We start from the raw sequence: 25,925 nt of genomic DNA on the forward strand, positions 1-25,925 counted from the left end.
CTTTTTGAAATGGGTGGCTTTTCGCGCTGGCAGCATACGCGCACATCCGGTCGGCGGCGCGAATCAGGAGCGGTCCCGTGTCTCGCCAGCGGTACAGGGGACGGCTTTTGGCAGACCCGGTTTTTTGCCTGCCGGGGGCCGCCGTACTTTACTCGGCGGCATCCCCCGGAATCCGAATCGAGGAGACCTCATGCCCGCGACGACTCATTGCCGAATTTGCGGCGGCACCGTGCGTGAATTCATCGACTTCGGCCGCCAGCCGCTGTCCGACGCGTTCGTCGACCCGGACCGCGGCGGCGAGCAGGAGTTCTTCTACCGGCTCGCGACGGGGGTCTGCCAGTCCTGCCGCATGGTGCAGCTCATGGAGGAGGTGCCGCGGGAGCGCATGTTCCACGAGAGCTACCCGTACCTGTCGTCGGGCTCGTCGTACATGCGGGCGCACTTCGAGGGCGTCGCCAAGCACTTCCTGACCGCCGAGCTCACCGGCGAGGACCCGTTCATCGTGGAGCTCGGCTGCAACGACGGCGTCATGCTCAAGGCGGTGGCCGACGCGGGCGTGCGCCACCTCGGCGTCGAGCCGTCCGGCGGCGTGGCCGACCGCGCCGCCGAGAAGGGCATCCGGGTGCGCAAGGACTTCTTCGAGCAGGCCACGGCCGCCGACGTCAAGCGGACCGAGGGTCCCGCGGACGTCATCTACGCGGCCAACACGCTGTGCCACATCCCCTACATGGACTCGATCCTCAACGGGGTCACCGAGCTGCTCAAGCCCGGCGGGGTGTTCGTCTTCGAGGACCCGTACCTGGGCGACATCGTCGATCTGACCTCCTTCGACCAGATCTACGACGAGCACTTCTTCCTCTTCAGCGCCCAGTCGGTGCAGGCGATGGCCGCGCGCCACGGCCTGGAGCTCGTGGACGTCGAGCGCATCGGCGTGCACGGCGGCGAGGTCCGCTACACACTGGCCCGCCAGGGCGCGCGCACGCCCTCCGCCGCGGTCGCCGAGCTGCTGGCCGAGGAGGAGGCTCGCGATCTGGCGGGCCTGGCCACGCTGGAGCGCTTCGCCGGCAACGTCCGCAAGATCCGCGACGACCTGGTGGCGCTGCTGACCCGGCTGCGTGCGGAGGGCAAGCGGGTGGCCGCCTACGGGGCGACCGCGAAGAGCGCCACCGTGACGAACTTCTGCGGCCTCGGCCCGGAGCTGGTGCCGTTCGTCTGCGACACGACCCCGGCCAAGCAGAACCGGCTCACCCCGGGGACGCACATTCCGGTGCGCGCGCCCGAGGCGTTCTCCAGCCCTTATCCGGACTACGCGCTGCTGTTCGCGTGGAACCACGCCGACGAGATCATGGCGAAAGAGCAGGCGTTCAAGGAGGCCGGCGGCCGCTGGATCCTCTATGTGCCGGAGGTCCGCATCGTCTGAGCGCGGCCCGAATCCTGTCCCGCTGGCGGGACCACGCCTTTACGAGCCGGCGTTGACGCCGCACCGGACGCTGATTACGGTCGGCCGACGGAAATAACCGAATGAAAGGCACGGCAAATATGCGCGACAAAGCACAACTGACCGAGCTGGTCCGGGAGACCGCGCGAATGATCTGCGCGGAACAACCGGACATGCCGGAGCCGCAGAACCTCAAGGACCTCGACTCGTTCTCCTTCGTACAGGTCGCGCTGGAGCTGGAGAACAGCCTGAACATCAAAATCCTGGAAAAGCTGGAGAACTTCAAGGGGGAGCAATTCGAGGATCTCGCCGCGTTCATCGTCGAATGCCAGGAGTCCTCCGGCGGCCCGGACGAATCGCCGGCCGGCGCGTAGCCGGCCTGGAGGACGAGGCGCCGTGACCACGCACCTGGCCGCGACAGGCGGTGTCCTGTCCGCGATCGGCGGAACCCCGCTCGTTCCGCTCGACCGGCTCTTCCCCGACTCCCCCGTCAGGTTCTTCGGCAAGCTGGAAGGACTGAACCCCGGCGGCAGCAGCAAGGACCGCGCCGCGCTCAGCATGATCCTGCACGCCGTGGAGACCGGCGAGATCGTCCCCGGCCGTACCGTTCTCGTGGAGTCGAGCTCCGGCAATCTCGGCATCGCGCTGGCGCAGATCTGCCGGCGCCTGCGCATCCGCTTCATCTGTGTCGTCGATCCCAAGACCACCGCGCAGAACGTCGCCCTCCTGCGTACGTACGGCGCCGAGGTGGACCTCGTCACCGAGGCCGGCAACGACAACGGCGACTACCTGACCGCCCGGCTGCGCAGGGTGCGGCAGCTGCGCGACGAGCTGCCGAACACCTACTGGACCAACCAGTACGCCAACCCGCTCAACGCGCACGCCCAGGAGAGCATCATGCGGGAGGTCGTCACCGAGCTGGGCGGCCCTCCCGACCACATGTTCATCGCGGCCGGCACCTGCGGAACACTCCACGGTTGCCGCAACTACGCCCGGCGCAACGCTCTGCCCACCCGGGTCGTGGCCGTCGACGCCGAGGGCAGCGCCATCTTCGGACACAGCGCGCGCCGCCGGCTCATCCCGGGCCACGGCGCCGCGATCCGCCCGCCGCTGTGGCACGACGACCTCGCCGACGAGGTCGTGCACGTCAACGACCAGGACTGCGTCGTCGGCTGCCGGGTGCTGGCCGCCACGGAGGCCATCCTGTGCGGCGGCTCCTCCGGCGCGGTCGTCAGCGCGGTCGAGCAGCTGCGGACGCGGATCCCCGACGGCTCCACCTGCGTGCTCGTCCTGCCGGACCGCGGCGAGCGCTACCTGGACACCATCTACTCCGACGCCTGGGTCCACGACCACTTTGGGGAGATCATGCATCTGTGGAAGAGGAGGACTCCATGTTGATCCTCCGCAGGAAGGACGTCCTCGACCTCCTCGACGGCGCCGAGGAAGCGCTGATCCGGACAGTCTCCCGCACGTACGTCGCGCACGCCGCCAAGGACACCTCGGTGCCGCACGCCGCTTTCCTGCGCTTCCCCGACGAGGCGCGCAACCGCATCATCGCGCTTCCCGCGTACGTGGGCGGGGAGCGGCCGGTCGCCTCGGTGAAGTGGATCGCCTCCTTCCCCGGCAACATCGACCAGGGACTCGAACGCGCCTCCGCCACCATCGTGGTCAACTCCACGCGCACCGGCCGGCCCGTGGCGATGGTCGAGGGCTCGGTGATCTCCGCTCGCCGTACCGCCGCCAGTGCCGCGCTCGCCGCGGACACGCTCACGGCCGGCGCCCCCGGCGGGGTGCGGGACGGCGTGACACTCATCGGCTGCGGGGTCATCAACTTCGAGATCCTGCGTTTCCTGCGCTCCCGGCTGCCCGAGCTGGCCGCGGTCACCCTCTTCGACACCGACCCGGCACGGGCCGAGGCTTTCGCGGCCCGCCTCGCGGGTCTCCACGTGGAGATCGCGGACGACGTCGAGAGCGCGCTGGCCGCGCACCGGCTGGTCTCCGTCGCGACCACGGCCGCGGCCCCGCACCTGTCCACGGCGTCCTGCCGGCCGGGCACGGTCCTGCTCCACATCTCCCTGCGTGACCTGGACGTCCCGTCGATCCTCGCCGCCAGGAACGTGGTCGACGACACCGATCACGTCTGCAAGGCCGCGACCTCGCTGGACCTGGCGCAGCAGACGACCGGCGACCGCGCCTTCGTGCACGCCGAACTGGGCGACGTCCTGTCCGGGAAGGTCGCGGTCCCCTACGACGCCGCGTCCGTCACCGTCTTCTCCCCCTTCGGGCTCGGCGCGCTGGACGCCGCCGTCGCCGCGTACGTCCTCGACTCGGCGGCCGGCAAGGAGCTCGGAATCCGGGTTCCCGACTTCTTCTGACGCATTGAGGAGGATCCATGCCCGCTCGGGATCACTACCTGGTCGTGGTGAACCACGAAGAGCAGTACTCGATCTGGTTCGCCGACCGTGACCTCCCCGCCGGGTGGCGGAGCGAGGGCACGTCCGGGACCCGCGACGAGTGCCTGAGCCACATCGAGAAGGTCTGGACAGACATGCGCCCGCTCAGCCTGCGACGGCGGATGGCCGCCGACGCGGACTGATCACCTACCGCACGAGGTATTCATGACCGGGTCCTCCCCGCCCAGCATCACCCCTTTCGCCGTAAGGCTGCGCGGCGCACTGGACGAGACCGCGCTGGCCGAGGCGCTCGACGAGCTCGCGGCACGCCGTCCCGCGCTGGGCACGCCGACCCTGACGCGGCCGGACGCGACCGCCCCCGCGCCGAACACGGCGACCCTGACGCGGCCGGAAGCGGCCCGCCCCGACGACCTGGCGCGGCTGTGCGCGGATCTGGGTCGCGACCCGCGCGGGCCGCTGGCGGTCACCCTGGCGGCGGCGGGACCGGACGACCACGTCCTGCTGCTCGGCCTGGACCGGGCCGTCGGCGGCCCCGCGACCGTCGCCCGCCTGGCCGCCGACCTCGGTGCCCTCTACGCGGGCCGGGTTCACGGCCCTGTACGCCCGCCCACGGCCGATCCGCCGCTCCCGGCGGGGCCGGACGCGTGGGCGGACGGGCCCGGCAGCTGGCCGGCCGACCTCCACGCGGACGGTCTCCCGCCGAAGCACTGGCCCGCCGCTGGGTTCGCCGTCCCCTTCACGCTGCCCGCCGTCCCCTTCGCCCCGCCCGAGCCCGCAGCGGGGTACGCCGTTCCCTTCGCCCTGCCCGAGCCCGGGGCGGAGTCCGTCGTTCCCTTCGCGGGGCCCGGACCCGGCGAGGACCTCGGCGCGGGCTTCCTGGTGGTCGTGCACACCTTGCTGGCCCGGCACAGCGGGCGGTGGGCCGGTGGGCTCGTCCTGGCCCTCGGCGGTGCCACCACGCCGGTCCTGCTGGACCTGCCGTCGAGCCTGCCCTTCGACGAGGCGGTGGCCCGCGTACGGTCGCTGCTCGGCGAGACCCCCGTCACCAGCCGGGAGCCCGGTCCGCTGGTGGAGGTCGTGGACGAACCGCCACTGGACTTCGGCCCGCTCGCCGCCGAGCTGGTATTCCTCCGTGACAGGACCGCGCACCGCGCCCTGACGGTGCGCTTCATCAGGCGGAACGGCGGCTGGACGGGCGAGATCGAGCTCCCCGCCGCGCTCCTGGACAGGCGGGCCGCCGAGCGCATGGCCGCGCGGCTGAGGCTGCTGTGCGAGAGCGCCGCGACCGATCCGACCGTCCCCCTCGGCCGGTTGGAGCTGCTGCCGGCCGAGGAGCGGGCCGCCGCACTGCCGGCACTCCCCGAACGCCGACCGGCCCCGCCGCTCGTACCGGACCTGATCGCGCGCCAGGCACGCAGGACCCCCGGCGCCGCGGCGGTCGAAGGGCAGGACGCGCGGCTGACCTACGCCCAGCTGGCGGCCGCCGCGGACGCGCTCGCCGGGCACCTGCGGCGGCTCGGCGTGCGCACCGGCGACCTCGTCGGCGTCGCCGTGCCGCGCGGCACCCGGCTGGTCAGCGCGCTGCTCGGAGTGATGCGGTCCGGTGCCGCGTACGTGCCGATCGACCCCGAGCATCCGAAGCGGCGGCTCGCGCACATCCTCGCCGACGCCGGCGTCCGCGTCCTGCTGACGACGCGCGAGGCCCGGGCGGCGCTGCCCGCCCTGCCGGGCGAGGTCGCGGTCGTCGAGCTCGACGACCTGCCCGCCGGCGGCGGGGTGACGCCGCCGAACCCGCTGCATGACGACGGCGCAGTGACACCACCGAGCCCGCTGCCGGGCGATCCCGCGTACGTGATCTACACCTCGGGGTCCACCGGGCGGCCCAAAGGAGTGATGGTGTCGCACGGGGCGCTGGCCAACTTCATGGCGTCGATGGGCGAGCGCCCGGGCCTGGCCGAGGGCGCGGTCTTCCCGGCGATCACCACCGTCTCGTTCGACATCGCCGCGCTGGAGTTGTTCCTGCCGCTGATCCGCGGCGGCCGGGTCGTCGTGATCGGCCGTGCCGACGCCCGCGACCCCGAGCGGCTGGCCGCGGCGCTCGCCCGCGCGGACGCGCGGGTCATGCAGGCCACCCCGGCGACCTGGCGCATGCTGCTGGACGCGGGCTGGCGTCCGCCGGCGGGATTCGTCGCGCTCTGCGGTGGCGAGAAGCTGCCCGGCGAGCTCGCCGACCGGCTCTGCGCGAGCGGTGTGCGGCTCTGGGACCTGTACGGGCCCACGGAGACGACCATCTGGTCCTCCGTCGCCGCGCTGGCCGAGGGCGAGGTACGGGAGTTCGCCCCGGTGGCCGACACCACTCTTTACGTGCTCGACGAGGGCCTGGCGCCCGTGCCGATCGGCGGGAAGGGCGAGCTCTACATCGGCGGCTCGGGCCTCGCGCTGGGCTACCTGTCCCGGTCAAAGCTGACGGCCGAGCGCTTCGTCCCCGACCCGTACGGCGGGCGGCCCGGCGAACGCCTCTACCGGACGGGTGACGTGGCCCGCCGCCACCCGGGAGGCAGGATCGAGATCCTCGGCCGGTCCGACGACCAGATCAAGATCCGCGGATTCCGCGTCGAGCCGGGCGAGATCGAGAACGTCCTGGCCGAACACCCCCGGGTGCGGGCCGCGGTGGTCCACGCGGTGGGTGCCGGTCCCCGGCTGGTCGGCTACCTCCGTGTGGAAGGCGAGGAGCCCACGGCGGCGGAGCTGCGGTCGCACTGCGCGGAGCGGCTGCCCCCGTACATGGTCCCCGCCCAGTTCGTGGTGATGGCGGCGTTCCCCATCACGCCCAACGGCAAGCTCGACCGCGCGGCCCTGCCCGTCCCCGCCGCGCCGCCCGCCACCCCGGCAGGCGGACTCCGCACCGGCGGGGGGACGATCGCGCGGATCTTCGCCGACGTCCTGGAGTTGCCCGAGGTCGGGGCGGGCGACGACTTCTTCGCGCTCGGCGGCCACTCGCTGCTCGCGGCCAGGGCCACGAACCGGGTCCGCGCCGAGTTCGACGTGGATCTGCCGGTGTCCGCGCTGTTCGAGTCGCCCACGGCCGAGGCGCTGAGCCGCAGGGTCACGGCCGCCCGCCGTCCGGTGCCGATCACGGCCGTCCCGCGCGGTGGGCCGCTGCCGCTGTCCTTCGCGCAGCGGGCGCTGTGGTTCCTGGACCAGCTGGAGCCGGGCGGGCGGGAGTACCTGGAGCACTTCGCCGTACGCCTGACCGGCCCGCTCGACCTCGCGAGGCTGAACGACGCGCTCACCCTCCTGGTCGAACGCCACGAGATCCTGCGGACCCGGTACGGGAGCGGCCCCGGCGGGGATCCCGTGCAGGTCGTGGACCCGCCCGTGCGGGTGCAGGTGCCGGCCGAGCGGGCCGACCCGCGCGAGGTGCTGGCCGAGGAGCTGGCGCGGCCCGTCGACCTGGCGGCGGGGCCGCCGTTCCGGCTCAGGCTGGTCGAGCTGGGGGCGGAGGACCACGTGCTGCTGTTCGTGCTGCACCACATCGCCACCGACGATCGCTCGCAGGAGATCCTCGCGGAGGAGCTGCGCGCGGCCTACGACGGTCACCCGCTGCCGCCGCTGCCCGTCCAGTACGCCGACTTCGCGGCCTGGCAACGCGCGCGGCTGAGCGGGGAGGGGCTGGAGCGCGGGCTGCGGTTCTGGCGCGCACGGCTGGCCGGCGCCACGCCCACCGAGCTCCCCCCGGACCACCCCCGCCCTGCCGGCGCGGGGCGGGACCGGGCGGGCGGGAGCGTGCGTTTCGAGGTGCCCGGCGCGCTCGCCGGCAAGCTGGCCGAGGTCGGTGGCGGGCAGGACGCGACCCCGTTCATGACCCACCTGGCGGCCTTCTTCGGGCTGCTCTTCCGCGTGACCGGCCAGAGCGACCTGTCCGTCGGCGTCCCCCTGTCGAACCGTGGCCGCCCGGAGACCGAGCGGCTCGCCGGGCTGTTCGTCAACCCGGTCGTGATGCGGGCGGACCTGTCCGGCGCGCCACCGTTCACGCGGCTGCTCCGCGACGTCCGCGACAGCGCCGTCTCCGCCTACGACCACGACGACGTCCCGTTCGAGCTGCTGGTCGAGGAGCTGGCCCCGGCGCGCGAGCTGGGCCGCAACCCGCTCTTCCAGATCATGTTCACCATGCACGGCAGGCAGGAGTCGCCGGGCTTCGACCCGCCCGGAGTGCCGGGCGCCAAGTTCGACCTGAGCTGGCACCTCACCGAGCGGGCGGACGGCGGGTTCGACGGGCGGGTGGACTACGCGGCGGCGCTGTTCGAGGCCGGGACGGTGGAGCGGTTCGCCGCGTGGTACGTCAGGGTGTTGCGGGCCGTCGCGGCCGAGCCGGAGGTACCGGTCGACCGGATCCCGCTCCTGTCGGCGGCGGAGGCGGAGGGCCTGGCCGGGACGGGCCGCGCCGCCGCGCCGGCGGTCCTGGGACCGGCCGTGCACGAGATGATCGAGCGGCGGGCCGCCGCGGACCCCGACGCCGTGGCGGTGGCCGGGGCGTTCACCTACGCCGAGCTGGAGCGGGAGGCCAACCGGCTGGCGCACCGGCTGCGGGAGCTCGGCGCGGGCCTGGGCACGCTGGTCGCCGTACGGCTGCCGCGCACGCCCGAGCTGATCGTGGCGCTGCTGGCCGTGTTGAAGTCCGGCGCCGCCTACGTCCCCCTGGATCCCGCGTACCCCGCCGACCGGCTGCACGGCTCCCCCGCCGCGCTGCTCGTCACGAGCGGAGCCGGGGACGGGTCCGCCGCCGCGGTGCTCGTCACGCGAGCCGGGTCGGGGTGGCTGGTGGCGATGGACGATCCAGCCGAGCGCGAGCGGATCGCCCGGCAGCCGGACACCCCTCCCGGTGTCACGCCGAGCCCGGACGACCTCGCGTACGTCGTCCACACCTCCGGCTCCACCGGCCGACCCAAGGGCGTCATGATCACCCACGGCGGGCTGGCGAACTACGTGGCCTGGGCGGTCGCCGAGCTCCGCCCGCGCGGCGTCGTCCCGCTGCACACGTCCCTCGCCTTCGACCTCGCGCTGACCTCCCTGTATCCCACGCTCGCCGCCGGCGCCACGCTCGCCCTGGCCGACGAGTCGGCCGCCGGGGTGGACGGGCTCGTCGAGGTGCCGGGACGGCCGTTCGGGATGGTCAAGGTGACCCCGACGCACCTGGACCTGCTCGCGGCCACGCTCGCGGAGCAGGAGCTGCCCGGCTTCACGCGCTGCCTCGTCGTCGGCGGCGAGCAGCTGCGGGGCGGGCAACTGGCCCGATGGGCCCCGGACACCCTGGTCGTCAACAGCTACGGCCCCTCCGAGATCACCGTCGCGTGCTCGGTGAACGTGCTGCGGGCCGGTGACGCGCGGCCGGGGCCGGTGCCGATCGGGCGCCCGCTGCCCGGCGTGACGCTGCACGTCCTGGACGCGGCCATGCGTCCCGTCCCCGCGGGCGTCTGCGGCGAGCTGTACGTGGGCGGCGCCGGGGTCGGGCGCGGCTACCTCGACCGCCCGGCGCTGACCGCGGCGAGCTTCGTCCCGGACCCGTACGGCCCCGCCGGCTCGCGGTTGTACCGCACCGGCGACCTCGTGCGGCGGCGGGCGGACGGCGAGCTGGAGTTCGTCGGCCGGGTGGATCAGCAGGTCAAGGTGCGCGGCCACCGCGTGGAGCCGGGCGAGGTCGAGCACGTGCTGACCGGGCATCCCGGGGTGCGGGCCGCCGCGGTCGTGCTGTCCGGGCCGGACGGCGACAGGCTGAGCGTGTACGTCGTGCCCGAGGGGCCGGAAACGCCCGACTTCGGGGAGCTGCGCGCGTTCCTGGCGCGGCGGCTGCCCGCCCACATGGTCCCGGAGCTGTGGGGGATGCTGGCGGAGCTGCCGCTGACCGGCAACGGGAAGCTGGACCGCAGGGCGCTCCCGCCGCTCGCCCCGATGGCGAGTGCCCGGCCGCACGTCGCCCCCCGTACCCCCGCCGAGCAGGCGATCGCCACGATCTGGGCGGACCTGCTGGGCGTGGCGCGGGTCGGGACGGACGACGACTTCTTCGAGCTCGGCGGGCAGTCGGCGCTGGCCACGAAGGTGGCGGCCCGGCTCAGGGAGCGGTTCGGGGTCCAGGTCCCGGTCCGGGACGTGTTCGCCACCCGGACCGTCGCGGCGCTGGCCGAGGTCGTCGCCGCGCGGGTGATGGCCGGATTCACCGAGACCTTCGGCGAGACGTCCCGCCAAGAGGAGCCGGAGGCTCCGGTGCCCGCCGTCACGCGGACCGGCCGATCCGCACCCCTGCCGTTGTCGTACGCGCAGCGGCGGCTGTGGTTCCTCGACCAGCTGGTGCCGGGCCGGACCGACTACCTCGTCGTCACCGCGCTGCGCCTGCGGGGCCCGCTCAACGTGACCGCCCTGTCCAGCGCGCTGGCCGCGGTCACCGGCCGGCACGAGGTGCTGCGCACCCGGTACGTCACCGGCCGCGACGGCGACCCGGTCCAGGTGGTCGACCCGCTGCCCGCCCCGCGGCTGGAGGTCCAGCGCCGCGACCCGGACGAGGTGCTGGCCGAGCGGCTGTCGGAGCCGGTCGACCTCGCCACGGGGCCGGTGTTCCGCGCCGACCTCGTCCGCGCCGGCGCCGACGACCACGTGCTGATCCTGCGTACCCACCACATCGCGACCGACGGCTGGTCGAGCGGCGTGCTCGCCGCGGACCTGGCCGCCGCCTACCGTGGCGAACGCCTGCCCGACCCGCCCGTCCAGTACGCGGACTACGCGCACTGGCAGCACCGGACGTACTCGGGCCCGCACCTGGCCCGCGAGCTGGACTACTGGTCCGGCCGCCTGTCCGGCCTCGAACCCACCGAGCTGCCCGCCGACCGGCCCCGCCCCGCGGTGCACCACCCACGCGGTGCCGCCCACGGGTTCACCGTGCCGCCGGCGCTGGCCGCGCGCCTGGCCGAGCTGGGCCGCCGCCACGGCGCGACGCCGTTCATGACGTTCCTGACCGGCTTCTTCGCGCTGCTCGCCCGCCACACCGGGGGCACGGACCTCTCCGTCGGCACCCCCGTCTCGGGCCGCGACACCCCCGAGACCCACGACCTCGTGGGCTTCTTCGTCAACACGATCGTGCTGCGCGCCGACCTGTCGGCCGACCCGACGTTCGAGGCGCTGCTCCAGCAGGTGCGCGAGCGCGCCACCGAGGCGTACGCCCACGCGGGGCTGCCGTTCGAGCGGCTGGTCGAGGAGCTGGTCCCGGACCGCGACCTGTCGCGCAACCCGCTGTTCCAGATCCTGTTCGCCTACCGTGACGAGGGCGAGGAGCGCTTCCGGCTGCCCGGCCTGGAGGTGACGCCATGGCCGGTGCCGGGCCGGACGTCCAAGTTCGACCTGACGATGGAGCTCACCCGCCGCGCCGACGGGGGGCTGGACGGTCTCGTCGAGTACGCGACGGCGCTGTTCGACCCGGCCGGCGTCGAGCGGCTCGTCACGAGCTTCCTGCGCCTGCTGAACAGCGCCGCCGCGAACCCCGGCGGCCCGGTCGCGGACCTGGCGATCCTCGACGAGGCCGACTCCCGCGCGCTGGCGCGCCTCGCCGAGGGACCGGCGAGGCCCCGGGGGGCGGCCGGGATCCCCGAGCTGATCGCGGCGCAGGCCGGGAGGACCCCGGACGCGGTGGCCGTGCTCAGCGGGTTCGGGCGGCTGACGTACCGGGAGCTGGACGCCCGCGCCGAGCGGCTGGCCCGCCGGCTGCGCGCGGCGGGGCTGCGCCGGGACGACGTGGTCGGCGTCTGCCTGCCGCGCCGTCCCGACCTGGTGGTCGCGATGCTGGCGGTGCACCGGGCCGGGGCCGCGGTCCTGCCGCTCGACCCCGAGCACCCCGCCGACCGCTCGAACTGGATGCTCGCCGATTCCGGCGCGCGCCTGCTGATCGCCGACCCCGGGTCGCCCCTCACCGGCCCGCCGCTGGTCACGCCCGCCGCCGAAGAGGGGGACGACGCGCCGGAGGCGGCCGCCCGGCCCACCGATCCGGACACGCTCGCGTACGTCATCTACACCTCGGGCTCCACCGGCCGCCCCAAGGGGGTCGGCGTCCCGCACCGGGGCATCCTGAACCGGGTCCTGTGGGCGGTCGAGACGTTCGGCTTCTCCGCCGCCGACAGGATGTTGCAGAAGACGGCCATCACCTTCGACGCCGCGATGTGGGAGGTGTTCGCGCCGCTGGTGTCCGGCGGCGCGGTCGTCCTGGCCCCGCCGGGCGTCGAGCGCGATCCTGCCGCCATGGTCGAGGCCGTGCGCGCCGACGCGGTCACGATCCTGCAGGCCGTGCCGTCGATGTGGCGGCCCCTGGCCGACGAGCCCGGCCTGCGGGACCGCGGTTCGCTGCGGCTGCTGCTCTCCGCCGGCGAACCGCTCCCCGGCGAGCTGGCCGACCGGCTGCCCGCCCAGGTCGTCAACACCTACGGGCCCACCGAGTGCTCGATCGACGTGACCGCGTGGCCGTACGCGCGCGGCACCGCCGAGGGGACCGTGCCGATCGGGCTGCCGCTGGACAACACCCGCGTCCACGTGCTGGGGCCCAGGAGCGAGCCGGTGCCGCTCGGGGTCCCTGGAGAGCTGTGCGTCGCCGGGGACGGGCTGGCGCGCGGCTACCTGGGGCAGCCGCGCCGGACCGCCGAGTCGTTCGTGCCCGACCCGTATGGCCCGCCCGGTTCGCGGCTGTACCGCACGGGCGACGTCGTACGGCGCGACGCCGACGGCGTGCTGCACTTCCTCGGCCGCAAGGACCACCAGGTGAAGATCCGCGGCGTGCGGGTCGAACCGGGCGAGGTCGAGGCCGTGCTGTCGGAGCACGACGCGGTGGCGGCGGCGGTGGTCGTGGCCGGGCCGGGAGCGGACGGGCAGCCCCGCCTGATCGGATACGTGGTGCCGAAGGGCGCCATGCCGGCCGAGCCGGAGCTGCGCGCGCACCTGCTGGCCAGGCTGCCCGCGCCGTACGTGCCCTCGGTCTTCGTCGAGCTCGACCGGATCCCGCTGACCTCGACGGGCAAGACCGACAGGAACGCGCTCCCCGCGCCGGACGAGTCCCGCCAGGGCCGCACGCTCGTCCCGCCGGCCACCGAGGCCGAGAAGGCCGTCGCCCGCGTCTGGGCGGACGTCCTGAACCTGGACGAGATCGGCGCCACCGAGGACTTCTTCGCCCTCGGCGGCCACTCGCTGCTGGCGGCCCGGGTCACGGCCGGCCTGCTCGCCGAGTGCGGCGTGCGACTGCCGGTGCGGGCGGTGTTCGAGGCCCGGACGGTGGCCGAGCTCGCCGGGCGGCTGGAGAGCGCGGGAGAGAGTGCGGGGGGCGACGACGGGCCGGCGCTCGGGCCGCGGGCGCGCACCGGGCCGGTGCCGCTCTCGTACGCCCAGCGCCGCCTGTGGTTCCTCGACCGGCTGGCGCCGGGCAGCACCGAGTACCACGTGACGTGGGCGTTCCGGCTCACCGGAGAGCTCGACGTGGCCGCGCTGTCCGGCGCGCTGGCCGGCCTGTTCGGCCGCCACGAGGCGCTCAGGACCCGCTACCCCAAGGGGCCGGACGGCGATCCCGAGCAGATCGTGGAGCCCGCCGGGCCGATCACGCTCCCCGTCGAGAACCTGCGACCGGGCGAGCGGGTCGACGACCGGCTGCGGGCGTTCGCCGGCGAGCCGTTCGACCTGGCCGAGCGCCCGCCGGTGCGGGCCCGGCTGTTCCGGGTGGCTTCTGCCGAACATGTCCTGGCCGTGGTGCTCCACCACATCGCCTGCGACGGCCGGTCCGAGGAGATCATGGCTGCGGAGCTGCGGGAGCTGTACGAGGCGGAGATCGAGGGCCGGGACGCGCGGCTCGCCCCGCCGCCCCTGCAGTACGCCGACTACACGCTCTGGCAGCGGGAGAGCCTCGCGGGCGAGAGCCTGGAACGTGAACTCGGCCACTGGCGCGAGCGGCTGTCCGGCCTGCCCCGGCTCGAACTCCCCACCGACCGGCCCCGGCCGCCGATCAGGGACGGCCGCGGCGCGACCGCGGGGTTCCGCGTGCCCGCCGAGGTCGCCGACGCGCTGGTCACCCTCGGGCGCCGCCACGGCGCGACGCCGTTCATGACCTTCCTCGCCGTCTTCGCCGCCCTGGTGCACCGCTACACGGGCGGGGTGGACCTGCCGATCGGCACGCCCGTCGCCGGGCGGGGCCACCGGGAGCTCGACGGCACCGTGGGCTTCTTCGTCAACACCCTGGTGCTGCGCTGCGATCTCGCCGGCGATCCGACGTTCACCGAGGTGCTCGAACGGGTCAGGGACGTAGCGCTCGACGCGTTCGGCCATGACGAGGTGCCGTTCGACCTGCTCGTCGAGGACCTGGCCCCGCAGCGGGACCTCGCCCGCACGCCGCTGTTCGACGTGATGTTCGAGCTGCGCGAGACGCCTGGGAGCACGCCGCGCCTGGCGGGCCTGGACGTGCGGCGGGTGGCGGCCGAGCCGGCGACGGCCAAGTTCGAGCTGACCCTCGCGCTCACCGCGGATGCCGCGGGTGGCTACCGGGCCGAGCTCGAATACGCGACGGCGCTGTTCGACCGGGCGACCATAGACCGGCTGGCCGGGCACTTCACCCGCCTCGCGGAATGCGCGGCCCGCCGCCCGGACTCCCCGATCGGCCGGCTGGACCTGCTGGATCCCGCAGAACGCCGCCGGCTCGTGAGCGAGTGGAACGAGGAGAGCGCACCGGCGGCGACTCCCGAGTGCCTGCACGAGGCGTTCGAGGCGCAGGCCGCCCGCACCCCGGACGCCGTGGCCGTGGACGGGCCCGGCGGCCCGATCGGCTACCGCGAGCTGTCCGAACGGGCCGCCGGGCTGGCGGGGCGGTTGCGGGCCGCCGGGGTCGGGCCCGAGCGGCCGGTGGCGGTGCTGCTGGAGAGGTCGAGCCGGGCGGTGGTCACGCTGCTGGCCGTGCTGCGCGCCGGGGGCGTGTACGCGCCGCTGGACCCGGCGCAGCCCGCCGAGCGCCTGGCGCTGCTGCTCGACGACCTCGCACCGGCCGCCGTCGTCACCGCCTCCCACCTCCTGGACCGGCTCGGCCCCATCCCCGCGCCGGTGCTGACCGTGGACGACGACGAAAGGCCAGGTGAAGGCTCGCGGTCCCCGGCGGCCGACCCGGAGCAGCTGGCGTACCTCATCTACACCTCGGGCTCCACCGGGCGCCCCAAGGCGGTCATGGTGCCGCACCGGGCCTACACCCACCACTGCCGGGTCATCGCCGACGCCTACGACATCCGCGCGGGCGACCGCGTGCTGCTGCTCGCCGCGCTGACGTTCGACGTCGCGATGGACCAGATCGCGGCAACGCTGCTGGCCGGCGCCACGGTGGTGATCGGCGAGCCGCGCTTCTGGACGCCCGCCGAGCTGCCCGACCGGCTCGGCGAACGGCGGGTGACCCACATGGAGATCACCCCGGCCTACTACCGCGAGATGATGGCCGGCGTCCGCCCCGGAGACCCGCGGCTCACCGGTCTCCGGCTGATGAACGTCGGCAGCGACGTGATCACCCACGACGACGCCCGCCGCTGGACGGAGACCGGCCTCCCGGGCCGGTTCCTGTGCACCTACGGCCCCACCGAGGCCACCATCACCTCGGTCGTCCACCCGGTGACCAGCCAGGACACGGCCGCGTCCGCCCCCGACGCGGTCCTGCCCATCGGCCGGCCCGTCCCGGGCACCCGCTGCTACGTGCTGGACGCCGCGATGAACCCGGTGCCGATCGGCGTCCCCGGCGAGCTGTACCTCGGCGGCGCCCGCGTCAGCCGCGGCTACCTGGGACGGCCCCGCATGACGGCCGACCGGTTCGTCCCCGACCCGTTCGGCGGCGTCCCGGGCGACCGGCTCTACCGCACCGGCGACCTCGTCCGCTACCGCCCGGACGGCGTGATCGAGTTCCTGGGCCGGATCGACGACCAGGTGAAGGTCCGCGGCTTCCGCATCGAGCTGGGCGAGATCGAGGCCGCGCTGGCCGAGCACCCCGGCGTGCGCGCCTGCGCCGTGACCGCGCAGCCGGTCTCCACCGGTGAGCGCCGGCTGGTGGGCTACGTGGTGCCGCGCGACGGTGTGAGCTGCTCCGCCGCCGGGCTGCGCGCCCACCTGAGCGACCGGCTGCCCGGCTACATGGTGCCAGGCCTGTGGGTGACGCTGGACGAGCTGCCGCTGACCGCGAGCAAGAAGGTAGACCGCCGCGCGCTGCCCGCGCCCGGCCCCGGCCTGGCCGAGGCCGGCCGCGAACGGGTGGCGCCGCGCAACGAGATCGAGGCGGCGATCGCCGAGGTCTGGTCCGGCGTGCTCGGCACCCCCGACGTGGGGGTGCACGACGACTTCTTCGAGATCGGCGGGCACTCGTTGCTCGCCACCAGGGTCATGACCCGGCTGGAGGACCTGTTCGGCATCGAGCTGCCGCTGCGCGTGCTGTTCGAGGCGACGACGGTCGCGGCGCAGGCCACAGCACTGGAACGGATCGCCGAGACGGAAGCGGAGAGTGACTCATGAATTCTGGTCCCGACACGACGGGTGCCGGCGCGAGGCTGCTGCGGGACCGGCTGCGCAACCGCCCCGCAGCCGCCGCTGGGCGCGGCGGCATCGCGCCGGCGCCCCGGGACACCCCGCCGCCGCTGTCCTTCTCCCAGCAGCGGCTGTGGGTGCTGGACCGGCTCCGCCCCGGCGGCACCGACTACCTGGTGCCCATCGTGCTGCGCCTGACGGGCGAGCCCCGGCTGCCGGACCTGGTCCGCGCACTCACCGCCGTCGTCGCGCGGCACGAGATCCTGCGTACGCGCTACCGCACCGACGCCGGTGGGAACCCGGTGCAGGTGATCGACGAACCCGGCGAGGTGCCGATCGAGTTCGTGGACCTGTCGGGGCGGCCGCACGAGCTGGAGTCGCTGCTCGCCGAGGAGGGCACCCGGCCCTTCGACCTCGAGTCCGGCCCCGTGCTGCGGGCCAGGCTGATCAGGCTCGCGCCCGGCGACCACGTGCTGGCCGTGATCGTGCATCACATCGCCGTGGACGGCTGGTCGACGAGCGTGCTCGTACGCGACCTCGCGCGCTTCCACGCCGCCGAGGGGCCCGCCCCGCTCCCCCTGCAGTACGCCGACTTCGCCGCCTGGCAGCGCGAGCACGTGTCGGGGCCGCGGCTGGAGAGCGGGCTCGCGCACTGGGTGGAGCGGCTCGATGGGCTGCCGCCGCTGGAGCTGCCGGCCGACCACCAGCGGCCCGCGGTGTGGAGCTCGCTCGGCGACACGGTGACCTTCGAGATCCCCGCGGAGACGGCCCGGCGCATCGTCGCGCTCGGCCGCGAGCACCGGGCCACGCCGTTCATGGCGTACCTGGCGGCGTTGTGGGCGCTGCTGTCGCGCTACAGCGGCCAGGAGGACTTCGCCGTCGGCACGCCCGTGGCGGGCCGGACCCGTACGGAGGTCGAGGACCTCGTCGGCGTGTTCATCAACATGCTGGTGCTGCGGGCCGACGTGAGCGGCGAGCCGTCCTTCCGCGAGCTGCTCGACCGCGCCAGGGCCACCGCCGTCGACGCGTACGGCGGCCAGGAGGTCCCCTTCGAGCGGCTGGTGAGCGCGCTGGCCGTGGACCACGACCTGTCCACGCACCCGCTGTTCCAGGTCAACTTCGTGATGCAGAACACCGAGCCGGTGACCTTCGAGTCGGGTGGTCTGAGCGGCACCGAGCTGCCGGTGATCTCGCAGGGCGCGAAGTTCGACCTCACCTGGACGCTGGAGGAGCGGCCGGACGGCTCGGTCGCCGGCGAGGCGACCTTCGCGATCGCGCTGTTCGATCGCGCCACCGTCGAGCGGATGGCCGGGCACTACCTGCGGCTGCTCGACGCGGTCGCCGCCGAGCCGGACCGGCGGCTGGCCGACCTGGCCCTGCTGAGCCCTGCCGAGCACGCCGAGCTGGTCCGCGGACCCGCCGGGACCGCACCGGACGGGCCGTGCCTGCACGAGCGCTTCGCCGAGCGGGCCAGGAGGGCCCCGGGGGCGATCGCGCTGCGCGCCGGCGGGGAGAGCGTCACGTACGCCGAACTCGACGCGCGGGCGAACCGGCTGGCCCACCGCCTGCGCCGGCTCGGGCTCGGCCGGGAGGACCTGGCCGGCATCTGCCTGCGGCGGGGGCCGGAGGTGGTGGTGGCGCTGCTGGCCGCGCTGAAGGCGGGGTGCGCGTACCTGCCGGTCGACCCCGACCACCCGGCGGAGCGGATCGAGTACATGCTGGCGGACGCCGGAGCCCGGGTCGTGATCACCGAGCGGGAGCTGGCGGACCGGCTCCCGCCGGCGCTGGAGACGGTCGCGCTGGACACCCCGGAGGAGTCCGGGCGGCTGGCGGGGCTGCCGGCGACCGCGCCGGAGATCGCCTCGCACCCCGGCGACCTGGCCTACGTCATCTACACCTCGGGCTCCACCGGCCGCCCCAAGGGCGTGCAGGTGACCCACGCGAACGTGGTGCGGCTGCTCACGGCCAACGAGGAGACGTACGGGTTCGGGCCGGACGACCGGTGGGCGCTGTTCCACTCGTACGCCTTCGACGTGTCCGTGTGGGAGATCTGGGGCGCCTTCCTCTACGGCGGGCGGCTCGTGGTCGTGCCGTCGGCGGTGACGCGCTCCCCGTGGGACCTCGTGGAGCTGCTGGCCGACGAGGGCGTCACCGTGCTCAACCAGACCCCGTCGGCCTTCCACGGCCTGGTCGAGCTGGCCGAACGCGGCGAGCGGGCGCTCGACCGGCTCCGGCTGCGCCTGGTGATCCTGGCCGGCGAGCCCGTGGACGTCACGGCCCTGGCGCCCTGGTGGAACCGCTTCGGCGACACCTCGCCGCAGATCGTCAACAAGTACGGCATCACCGAGACCACGGTGCACGTGACCTACCGCGCGCTGGGCAAGGCCGACCTGGGCGGCGACCGCAGCCCGATCGGGCGGCCGATGCGCGACCTGACGATGCACATCCTGGACGCCCGGATGAACCCGGTCCCCGTCGGCGTGCCCGGCGAGATCTACGTCGGCGGCCCCGGCGTGGCCCGCGGCTACCTGGGCCGGCCGGAGCTGACCGCGGCCCGCTTCGTGCCCGACCCGTTCGGGCCGCCGGGCGCACGCCTGTACCGGTCGGGCGACAAGGCCCGCGTGCTGCCGAACGGCGACATCGGCTTCCTCGGCCGCTTCGACCACCAGGTGAAGATCCGCGGCTTCCGGATCGAGCTGGGCGAGGTGGAGTCGTTCCTGGCCGCGCATCCCGACATCGAGACCGCCGTGGCCGTCGCCCACCAGCCCGCCTCCGGCGAGCGGCGGCTGGTGGCCTACGTCCGGCCCAAGGACGGCGCCGCGCTGACGCCGTCCCAGCTGCGGGCGTACGCCGCCGAGCGGATGCCCGCCTACATGGTGCCGTCGCTGTTCGTCTCGCTGCCCGAGCTGCCGCTGACGGTCAACGGCAAGGTGGACCGCAGGGCGCTGCCCGACCCCGGCGAGGTCCGCCCCGACCGGGAGGAGGCGTACGTCGCGCCGCGGACCCCGGCGGAGCGGGCGGTGGCGGAGGTGTGGTCCCGGGTCCTCCAGGTGGACCGAGTCGGGGCACACGACAACTTCTTCGCGCTGGGCGGCGACTCGATCCGCGCCGTACGGCTGGTCGGTCTGCTCCGCGACGCCGGCCACGACGTGTCGGTCCAGGACCTCTTCCGGCACCCGACGGTCGCCGAGCTCAGTGGGGACGGCGTCGGCGGCGCGGACTCCGGCGAGCGGGCGGGGGTGGCCCCGTTCGCGCTGGTCAGTGCGACAGACCGCGCGCGGCTGCCGGACGGGCTGTCCGACGCCTACCCCATGGCGGTCGGGCAGGCCGGGATGGTGTACGAGCTGCTCGCCGACCCCGAGCTGAACCTCTACCACAACGTGACGAGCTACCTCATCCGCGACAACGGCCCGTTCGACCCCGCGGCCCTGCGGCGGGCGGCCCAGGCCGTGGTGGACCGGCACGAGGTGCTGCGCACGTCCTTCGACCTCGGGACGTACGAGCAGCCGATGCAGCTGGTGCACCCGCGGGCCACCGTACGGGTCGGCCACGAGGACCTGCGCGGGCTGCCCGCCGAGAAGCGCGACGAACGGCTGGCGGCCTTCCGCGCCCACGAGCGGGCCGAACCCTTCGACCTGGCCGAGCCGCCGCTCGTGCGGATCAGCGGCCACCAGATCTCCGGGGACCGCTGGTTCCTGAGCTTCACCGAATGCCACGCCGTCCTCGACGGCTGGAGCCACAACTCGATCATCTCCGAGCTGCTGGCCTGCTACCGCGCGGCCCGGGCCGGCCAGCCGCTGCCCGCCGAGCCGATCTCCCCCTCGGTCCGCTACGCCGACTTCATCGCCCAGGAGCAGAGCAGCCTGCGCGATGAAGTCCACGCCGCGTTCTGGGCGGACCGGCTGTCCGGCGCCGAGCCGCTGGCCATCCCGTCGGCGTGGGCCGATCCGGCGGACCCCGGCCTGTACGAGCTGCCGGTCCCGCTGGCCGACCTCGACCCGGGGCTGCGGCGGCTGGCCAAGAGCGCCGGTGCCTCCTTGAAGAGCGTGCTGCTGGCCGCCCATCTCACGGTGTGGCGCTCGGTCACCAGGCAGCGGAGCTTCCACTGCGGGCTGGTGTGCAACGGCCGGACCGAGGTCAAGGACGGCGACCGGGTCAGGGGCATGTTCCTGAACCCGGTGCCCTTCCTCGCCCCGCCGGCCGCCGCCACGTGGACGGATCTGGTGCGCGCGGTGTTCGCCGAGGAGGTGGAGCTCTGGCCGTACCGCCGGTTCCCGCTGGCCGAGATGCAGCGCCGGCACGGCGACGGCGCCCGCCTGTTGGAGGTGGTCTTCAACTACCTCGACTTCCACGTGCTGGACCGTGAGGCGGTGGACACGGCCGGGAGCAGCGAGATCAGCCCCAACGAGTTTCCGCTGGCGGTGTCCACCGAGGGCGACTCGCTGGTGATCACCGCACGGGCCGAGCGGGTGGGGCGGCCGTACGGGGAGTTGCTGGCCCGGATGTACCGCACAGTGCTGCGGGCGATGGCCGCCGACCCCGGCGGCGACGCCCTGGCGCCCGTGCTCCCCGCTGAGGACCGCCGGCGGCTGCTGGAGCAGGGCGTGGGGCCGCGTGCTGACGGGCCGGGGCTCTCGGTGCACGAGCTGTTCGCCGCGCAGGCGGCCCGGACGCCGCACCAGGTCGCCGTACGGGCCTCGGCGGGCTCCGCCACCTACGGCGAGCTGGCGGAGCGGGCCCGCGGCTGGGCGGCGCGGCTGCACGACATGGGCGTGGACGGCGGCGTGGTCGCGGTCTGCCTGCCGCGCACGGCCGACCTGGTGGCGGCCCTCATCGCGACGCTGAGCGTGGGCGCGGCGTACGTGCCGCTCGACCCCCGCGATCCGGCGGGCCGGCTGGCCTCGCTCGCGCGCGACGCCGGCGCCCGGGCGATGATCACCCTCCCCGAGGTCGCCGACCGCCTGCCCGGCGACCTCCCCGCGGCGGTGGCCCCGCTGAGCGGCGGCGCCGCTCCCCCGCCGGTCTCGCCGCACCCCGACGAGCTCGCGTGCGTGATCTACACCTCCGGCTCCACCGGCCGGCCCAAGGGCGTGATGGTACGGCACGGCGCGCTGGCCGGCCGGGTGGCGTCGAACGCGCTGACCCCCGGCCTCGGCGCGGACGACGTCCTGGGAGCCGTGGTGCCGATCGTCACGGACGTGGCGCAGCTGGACCTGTTCGGCGCGCTGACCTGCGGCGCGACCGTCGTGCTCGCGGAGGAGGACTTCGCCCGCGACCCCCTGTCGCTGGCGGCCCTGCTGGAGGCGGAGCGGGTCACCTGGATGCAGGCCACCCCCACCACCTGGCGCATGCTGGCGGAGTCGGGCTGGTCGCCGCCGCCGGGGTTCCGGCTCGTGTCGGGCGGCGAGGCCATGACGCGGGCGCTCACCCGGCGGCTGGCCGCCACCCCGGCCCAGGTCTGGGACTTCTACGGCCCCAACGAGGCGACGGTCTTCTGCTTCGGCACCGCGATCTCCGGCGACGGGTCGCCCCTGCGCTGGGCCGTGGCCCACGGCGCCACCGCCCACGTGCTCAACAGCGCGCTGGAGCCGGTCCCGCCCGGCGTGCCGGGTGAGATCCACATCGGCGGCGACGGCCTGGCGCTCGGCTACCTCGGCATGCCGGGCCACACCGCGGGCTCCTTCCGCCCCGACCCGCACGCCGCGACGCCGGGCGCCCGGCTGTACGCCACCGGCGACCTCGGCCGCAGGCACCCGGACGGCCGGATCGAGATCATCGGCCGCATCGACCACCAGCTGAAGGTCCGCGGCTTCCGCGTGGAGCTGGGCGAGATCGAGAACACGCTGGTCTCGCACCCCGGGGTGCGGGCGGCCGTCGCCCATCCGGTGCCGGGGCCCGACGGCCTGCCGAACCTGGTGGCGTACGTGATCCCCGAGGGCACCGGGCCGGCCCTGGACGACCTGCGGGCCTTCGTCACCCGGACGCTGCCCGGCCACATGGTGCCGTCGTTCTTCCTGCTCATGGAGTCCTTCCCCAGGCTGGCGAACGGCAAGGTGGACCGGGCCGCGCTGCCCGCCCCCGACGGCGCGCGCCGGGCCGTCACCGGCTACGCCGCGCCGCGCGGTCCGAGAGAGGAGGCGCTGGCCGCCCTCTGGGCCGAGGTGCTCGATCTCGACCGGGTGGGGCGTGACGACGACTTCTTCGCGATCGGCGGCCATTCGCTGCTGATGATGCGGATCATCGTCCGGCTGCGCGAGGAGCACGGGATCGACCTCACCTTCCGTGACTTCCTGGAGCACCGGACCGTGCGGGGCCTGGCCGCGGCCGGGCCGGACCGGGCGCCGCGCTCGCCGCTGCTCTGGCTGGGCCGCTCCGGCACGGAGATCCCGCTGTTCTGCGTGCATCCCGGGGGCGGCAGCGGGCACTGGTACCGGGCTCTGGCCGAGGAGCTCGCGCCCGACCGGCCGCTGGCCGCGTTCGAGTGGCCGGGGCTGCACGGCGGGCACGAGCCGGCGGGCGGCGTGCCGGACATCGCGGGCGGATACCTCGCGGCGCTGCGCGTGGCCCGCCCGGCGGGGCCGTACCACCTGCTCGGGTGGTGCGGGTCCAGCGGCATCGCGTGGGAGATGGCGCGCAGGCTCCGCGCGGACGGCGAGCAGGTCGAGCTGATGCTGCTCGACCCGGTGCTCGACGTCTCCGAACGGGACAACCAGGCGCACCTGGCCAAGCTGGAGGTGTTCCGGCGGGCGGAGCGGCTGTTCGCCGCGTTGCGCTCGGACCTGCCCGAGCGCGAGGCGGGCGCGATCAGGGCCGAGCTGGTCACCGTGCTCGGCGACGTGGTCGACGGGGAGGACGGCGAGATCCGCGCCGAGGAGATCGGCCCGGAGTGGGGCCACCGGCTGCGGTCCTGGCGCGAGCTGCTCGAGGCGCGGCTGTCCTACCCGTTCCGGCCCTACGAGGGCAGCGTGCATCTGATCCTCTGCGACGAGCTGGTGCGGGAGAAGCACGAATCCATCCGGGGCCAGACGTACGCGGCCTACCTCGAGCACTGGGTGCGGCTGGCCGACCGGCTGCGGCTCCACCTGGTTCCCGGCGACCACCTCGGCGTGCTGCGCCGACCCCACGTGACCGAGCTGGCCAAGGCGGTGGCGCGGGCCATCGGGCAGGAGACCACTCAACGGCTGGAGGCCGACTCATGACCGACGTCCGACACCTGATCTCCCTCAACGACCTCACCGACGACGAGCTGGAGCACGTCGTGCTGCGCGGGGTGAAGCTCGCCGAGGACGTCACTGCCTCCGGCGACGTGCTGCACGGCAGGGTCATCGGGATCTACTTCAGCAAGACCTCGACCCGTACCCGCACGGCGTTCACCTCGGGCGCGCTGCGACTGGGCGCGCGGGTCATCGCGTACGGGCCGGGCGACCTGCAGCTCAACACCGGCGAGACCGTCGAGGACACCGGGCACGTGCTGTCGGGGATGCTCGACGGCCTGGTGCTGCGCACCGCCGGGCCGCCCGAGGAGATGCGCGCGCTCGCGGCCCACACGATGCCGGTGGTGAACGCGATGAGCGCGGAGGAGCACCCCACGCAGGCCCTCGCCGACCTCACCACCATGATGACCAGGTTCGGGCGGATCGAGGGGCTGCGCGTGTTGTACGTCGGCGAAGGCAACAACACCGCCGCCGCGCTCGCCCGGGCCCTGCCCCGCTTCCCCGGGGTGGAGCTGGACTTCCGCACCCCGCCCGGCTACGGCCTGCGACCCGGCATCCTGGCCGAGGCCGTGGCCCTGGCCGGACGGTCGGGCGGCGTGGTGCGCGAGCGGCACGACATGGCCGGCCTGCCCGAGGCGTGCGACGTCGTCTATACCACCCGCTGGCAGACCACCGGCACCTCCAAGCCGGACCCGGACTGGCGGACGGTCTTCGAGCCGTTCCGGGTGGACGCCTCGGTGATGGCGGGCTGGCCGCGGGCCGTCTTCATGCACGACCTGCCCGCGCACCGCGGCGAGGAGGTCACCGCCGACGTGCTGGACGGCCCGCGGAGCATCGCCTTCGACCAGGCGCGGCACAAGCTGCACAGCGCGATGGCGGTGCTGGAGTGGACCCAGGGAGCGTCCTGATCAAGTCCGGACGAGTCTGAGCATGAGGTCCTTGATGTCCGTGGCGGCGTACTTCTCGCGCGCCTCCGCGGGCTCGGAGCAGATCAGCAGCGGGCCGTCCGCCTCCGTGTCCGGCAGGCGGCCGTGGCTGCCGCGGACGGCCGACGGGTCCAGGCCGACGACGTTCATCGTGTAGCGCAGGCCGGCCTTCTTGCGCAGCAGCGCGCCGGCCGCCCGCAGGCGCGCGGCCCGCGGCGCGGCCGGGTCGAAGAACAGCTCTGCCGGGTCGTAGCCGGGCTTGCGGTGGATGTCGACGGTACGCGCGAAGTCGGGGGCGCGCTCGTCGTCGAGCCAGTAGTAGTAGGTGAACCACGCATCCGGCTCCGCGATCGCGACCAGGTCGCCGGCACGCGGGTGGTCGATGCCGTACGCGGCCTGCTCGGCGCGGTCCAGCACCGCGTCCACGCCGGGCAGCTCGGCCACCACCGCGCGCACCCGAGCCAGCTCGGCGGGGTCGGCGACGTAGAGGTGCGCGCACTGGTGGTCGGAGACCGCGAAGGCCCTGGAGGTCCAGGGGTCGAGGTACTCCATGCCGGCCTGGGTGTGCACGCCGAGCAGCCCGGCCCGGCGCAGCGCCCGGTTGACGTCCACCGGTCTGGAGGCGGGTGTGATGCCGTACTCGGAGACCACGAGCACGCGGCCGAGCTCGCCCGACAGCTCCAGCAGGGGCCGCAGCTCGGCGTCCACCGCGCGGGCCGCGGCGGCGGCCTCCGGCCCGTCCGGGCCGAAGCGCTGCAGGTCGTAGTCGAGGTGGGGAATGTAGACCAGCAGCAGGTCCGGCCGGTGGCGCTTGAGCACCCGCCCGGCCGCGGCGATGATCCAGCGGCTGGAGCCGAGCGCGGCCGTCGGGCCCCAGTACTCGAAGAGCGGGAACGTCCCCAGCCGGGCGGTCAGGTCGTCGCGCAGCCCGGGCGGCCAGGTGTAGCAGTCGGGGTCCTTCCTGCCGTCCGCCCGGTAGACGGGGCGCGGGGTGACCGTCCAGTCGACGCGGGCGCCCATGGCGTACCACCAGCAGATATTGCCGGTCGTGGCGCCTGGGGGCAGCTCCTCCCAGACCTTCGGGCCGGCGACCAGGGCGTTGTGCTGGCGCCACAGCAGGACCTCGCCCAGGTCCCGGAAGTACCAGCCGTTGCCCACCACGCCGTGCTCGCGCGGCTGCAGGCCGGTGAGCATCGACGACTGCACCGAGCAGGTCACGGCGGGGAACACCGGCGCGAGCGGTGCCCGGAAGCCGCCGTCGGCCAGCGCGCGCAGGTTCGGCATGTGCCTCAGCAGGCGAGGGGTGAGCCCGACCACGTTGAGCACGACGAGCGTCATGCGATCTCCTTCGGTCCGGTCGCCGGCAGGGCCTCGC

Annotated in this window: 9 protein-coding genes; 8 read left to right on the forward strand and 1 reads right to left on the reverse strand. The window is 74.4% G+C overall.

Translation table 11 applies throughout. The annotated features are described in order from the left end of the window. Positions 1 to 190: 190 nt before the first annotated feature. The 8 genes from ACIHFD_RS29680 (at position 191) to ACIHFD_RS29715 (ending at position 24,532) form a co-directional block, all read left to right on the forward strand. The gene (locus ACIHFD_RS29680) at positions 191 to 1,420 is read left to right on the forward strand and encodes a methyltransferase domain-containing protein (RefSeq protein WP_397369676.1); all 1,230 of its coding nucleotides are present in this window, start codon (positions 191 to 193) and stop codon (positions 1,418 to 1,420) included. Between the two features lie 101 nt (positions 1,421 to 1,521). Next, the gene (locus tag ACIHFD_RS29685) at positions 1,522 to 1,812 is read left to right on the forward strand and encodes a hypothetical protein (RefSeq protein WP_397369677.1); all 291 of its coding nucleotides are present in this window, start codon (positions 1,522 to 1,524) and stop codon (positions 1,810 to 1,812) included. A gap of 22 nt (positions 1,813 to 1,834) precedes the next feature. Next, positions 1,835 to 2,836, forward strand: a complete 1,002-nt coding sequence (gene sbnA, locus ACIHFD_RS29690; RefSeq protein ID WP_397369678.1) for a 2,3-diaminopropionate biosynthesis protein SbnA — start codon at positions 1,835 to 1,837, stop codon at positions 2,834 to 2,836. After that, entirely contained in the window at positions 2,830 to 3,813 is a 984-nt protein-coding gene (sbnB, locus tag ACIHFD_RS29695; RefSeq protein WP_397369679.1) for a 2,3-diaminopropionate biosynthesis protein SbnB, read from the forward strand. The genes sbnA and sbnB overlap by 7 nt, the downstream gene beginning before the upstream one ends. A gap of 17 nt (positions 3,814 to 3,830) precedes the next feature. Further along, complete coding sequence (locus ACIHFD_RS29700; protein WP_397369680.1) at positions 3,831 to 4,034, forward strand: MbtH family protein; 204 nt, start codon at positions 3,831 to 3,833, stop codon at positions 4,032 to 4,034. A 22-nt stretch (positions 4,035 to 4,056) separates the two neighbouring features. After that, entirely contained in the window at positions 4,057 to 16,398 is a 12,342-nt protein-coding gene (locus tag ACIHFD_RS29705; protein WP_397369681.1) for an amino acid adenylation domain-containing protein, read from the forward strand. Then, on the forward strand, positions 16,395 to 23,609 hold the full coding sequence (locus ACIHFD_RS29710) for an amino acid adenylation domain-containing protein (RefSeq protein WP_397369682.1): 7,215 nt from the start codon (positions 16,395 to 16,397) through the stop codon (positions 23,607 to 23,609). Before ACIHFD_RS29705 ends, ACIHFD_RS29710 begins: the two co-directional genes overlap by 4 nt. Then, positions 23,606 to 24,532 carry an ornithine carbamoyltransferase gene (locus tag ACIHFD_RS29715; protein WP_397369683.1) on the forward strand — a complete coding sequence of 309 codons (927 nt, stop codon included), beginning with the start codon at positions 23,606 to 23,608 and terminating at the stop codon, positions 24,530 to 24,532. Before ACIHFD_RS29710 ends, ACIHFD_RS29715 begins: the two co-directional genes overlap by 4 nt. On the opposite strand, the gene ACIHFD_RS29720 is transcribed toward ACIHFD_RS29715, so the two are convergent. Then, positions 24,533 to 25,888 carry an alkaline phosphatase family protein gene (locus ACIHFD_RS29720; RefSeq protein ID WP_397369684.1) on the reverse strand — a complete coding sequence of 452 codons (1,356 nt, stop codon included), beginning with the start codon at positions 25,886 to 25,888 and terminating at the stop codon, positions 24,533 to 24,535. Between the last annotated feature and the right edge of the window lie 37 nt (positions 25,889 to 25,925).

It is taken from the genome of Nonomuraea sp. NPDC051941, from assembly GCF_044593615.1.

What these genes read in the sequence shown, in the direction of transcription:
- ACIHFD_RS29680 (WP_397369676.1), top strand. Translation starts at nt 191, where the DNA reads ATGCCCGCGACGACTCATTGCCGAATTTGCGGCGGCACCGTGCGTGAA.
- ACIHFD_RS29685 (WP_397369677.1), top strand. Translation starts at nt 1,522, where the DNA reads ATGAAAGGCACGGCAAATATGCGCGACAAAGCACAACTGACCGAGCTG.
- sbnB (WP_397369679.1), top strand. Translation starts at nt 2,830, where the DNA reads ATGTTGATCCTCCGCAGGAAGGACGTCCTCGACCTCCTCGACGGCGCC.
- ACIHFD_RS29700 (WP_397369680.1), top strand. Translation starts at nt 3,831, where the DNA reads ATGCCCGCTCGGGATCACTACCTGGTCGTGGTGAACCACGAAGAGCAG.
- ACIHFD_RS29705 (WP_397369681.1), top strand. Translation starts at nt 4,057, where the DNA reads ATGACCGGGTCCTCCCCGCCCAGCATCACCCCTTTCGCCGTAAGGCTG.
- ACIHFD_RS29710 (WP_397369682.1), top strand. Translation starts at nt 16,395, where the DNA reads ATGAATTCTGGTCCCGACACGACGGGTGCCGGCGCGAGGCTGCTGCGG.
- ACIHFD_RS29715 (WP_397369683.1), top strand. Translation starts at nt 23,606, where the DNA reads ATGACCGACGTCCGACACCTGATCTCCCTCAACGACCTCACCGACGAC.
- ACIHFD_RS29720 (WP_397369684.1), bottom strand. Translation starts at nt 25,888, where the DNA reads ATGACGCTCGTCGTGCTCAACGTGGTCGGGCTCACCCCTCGCCTGCTG.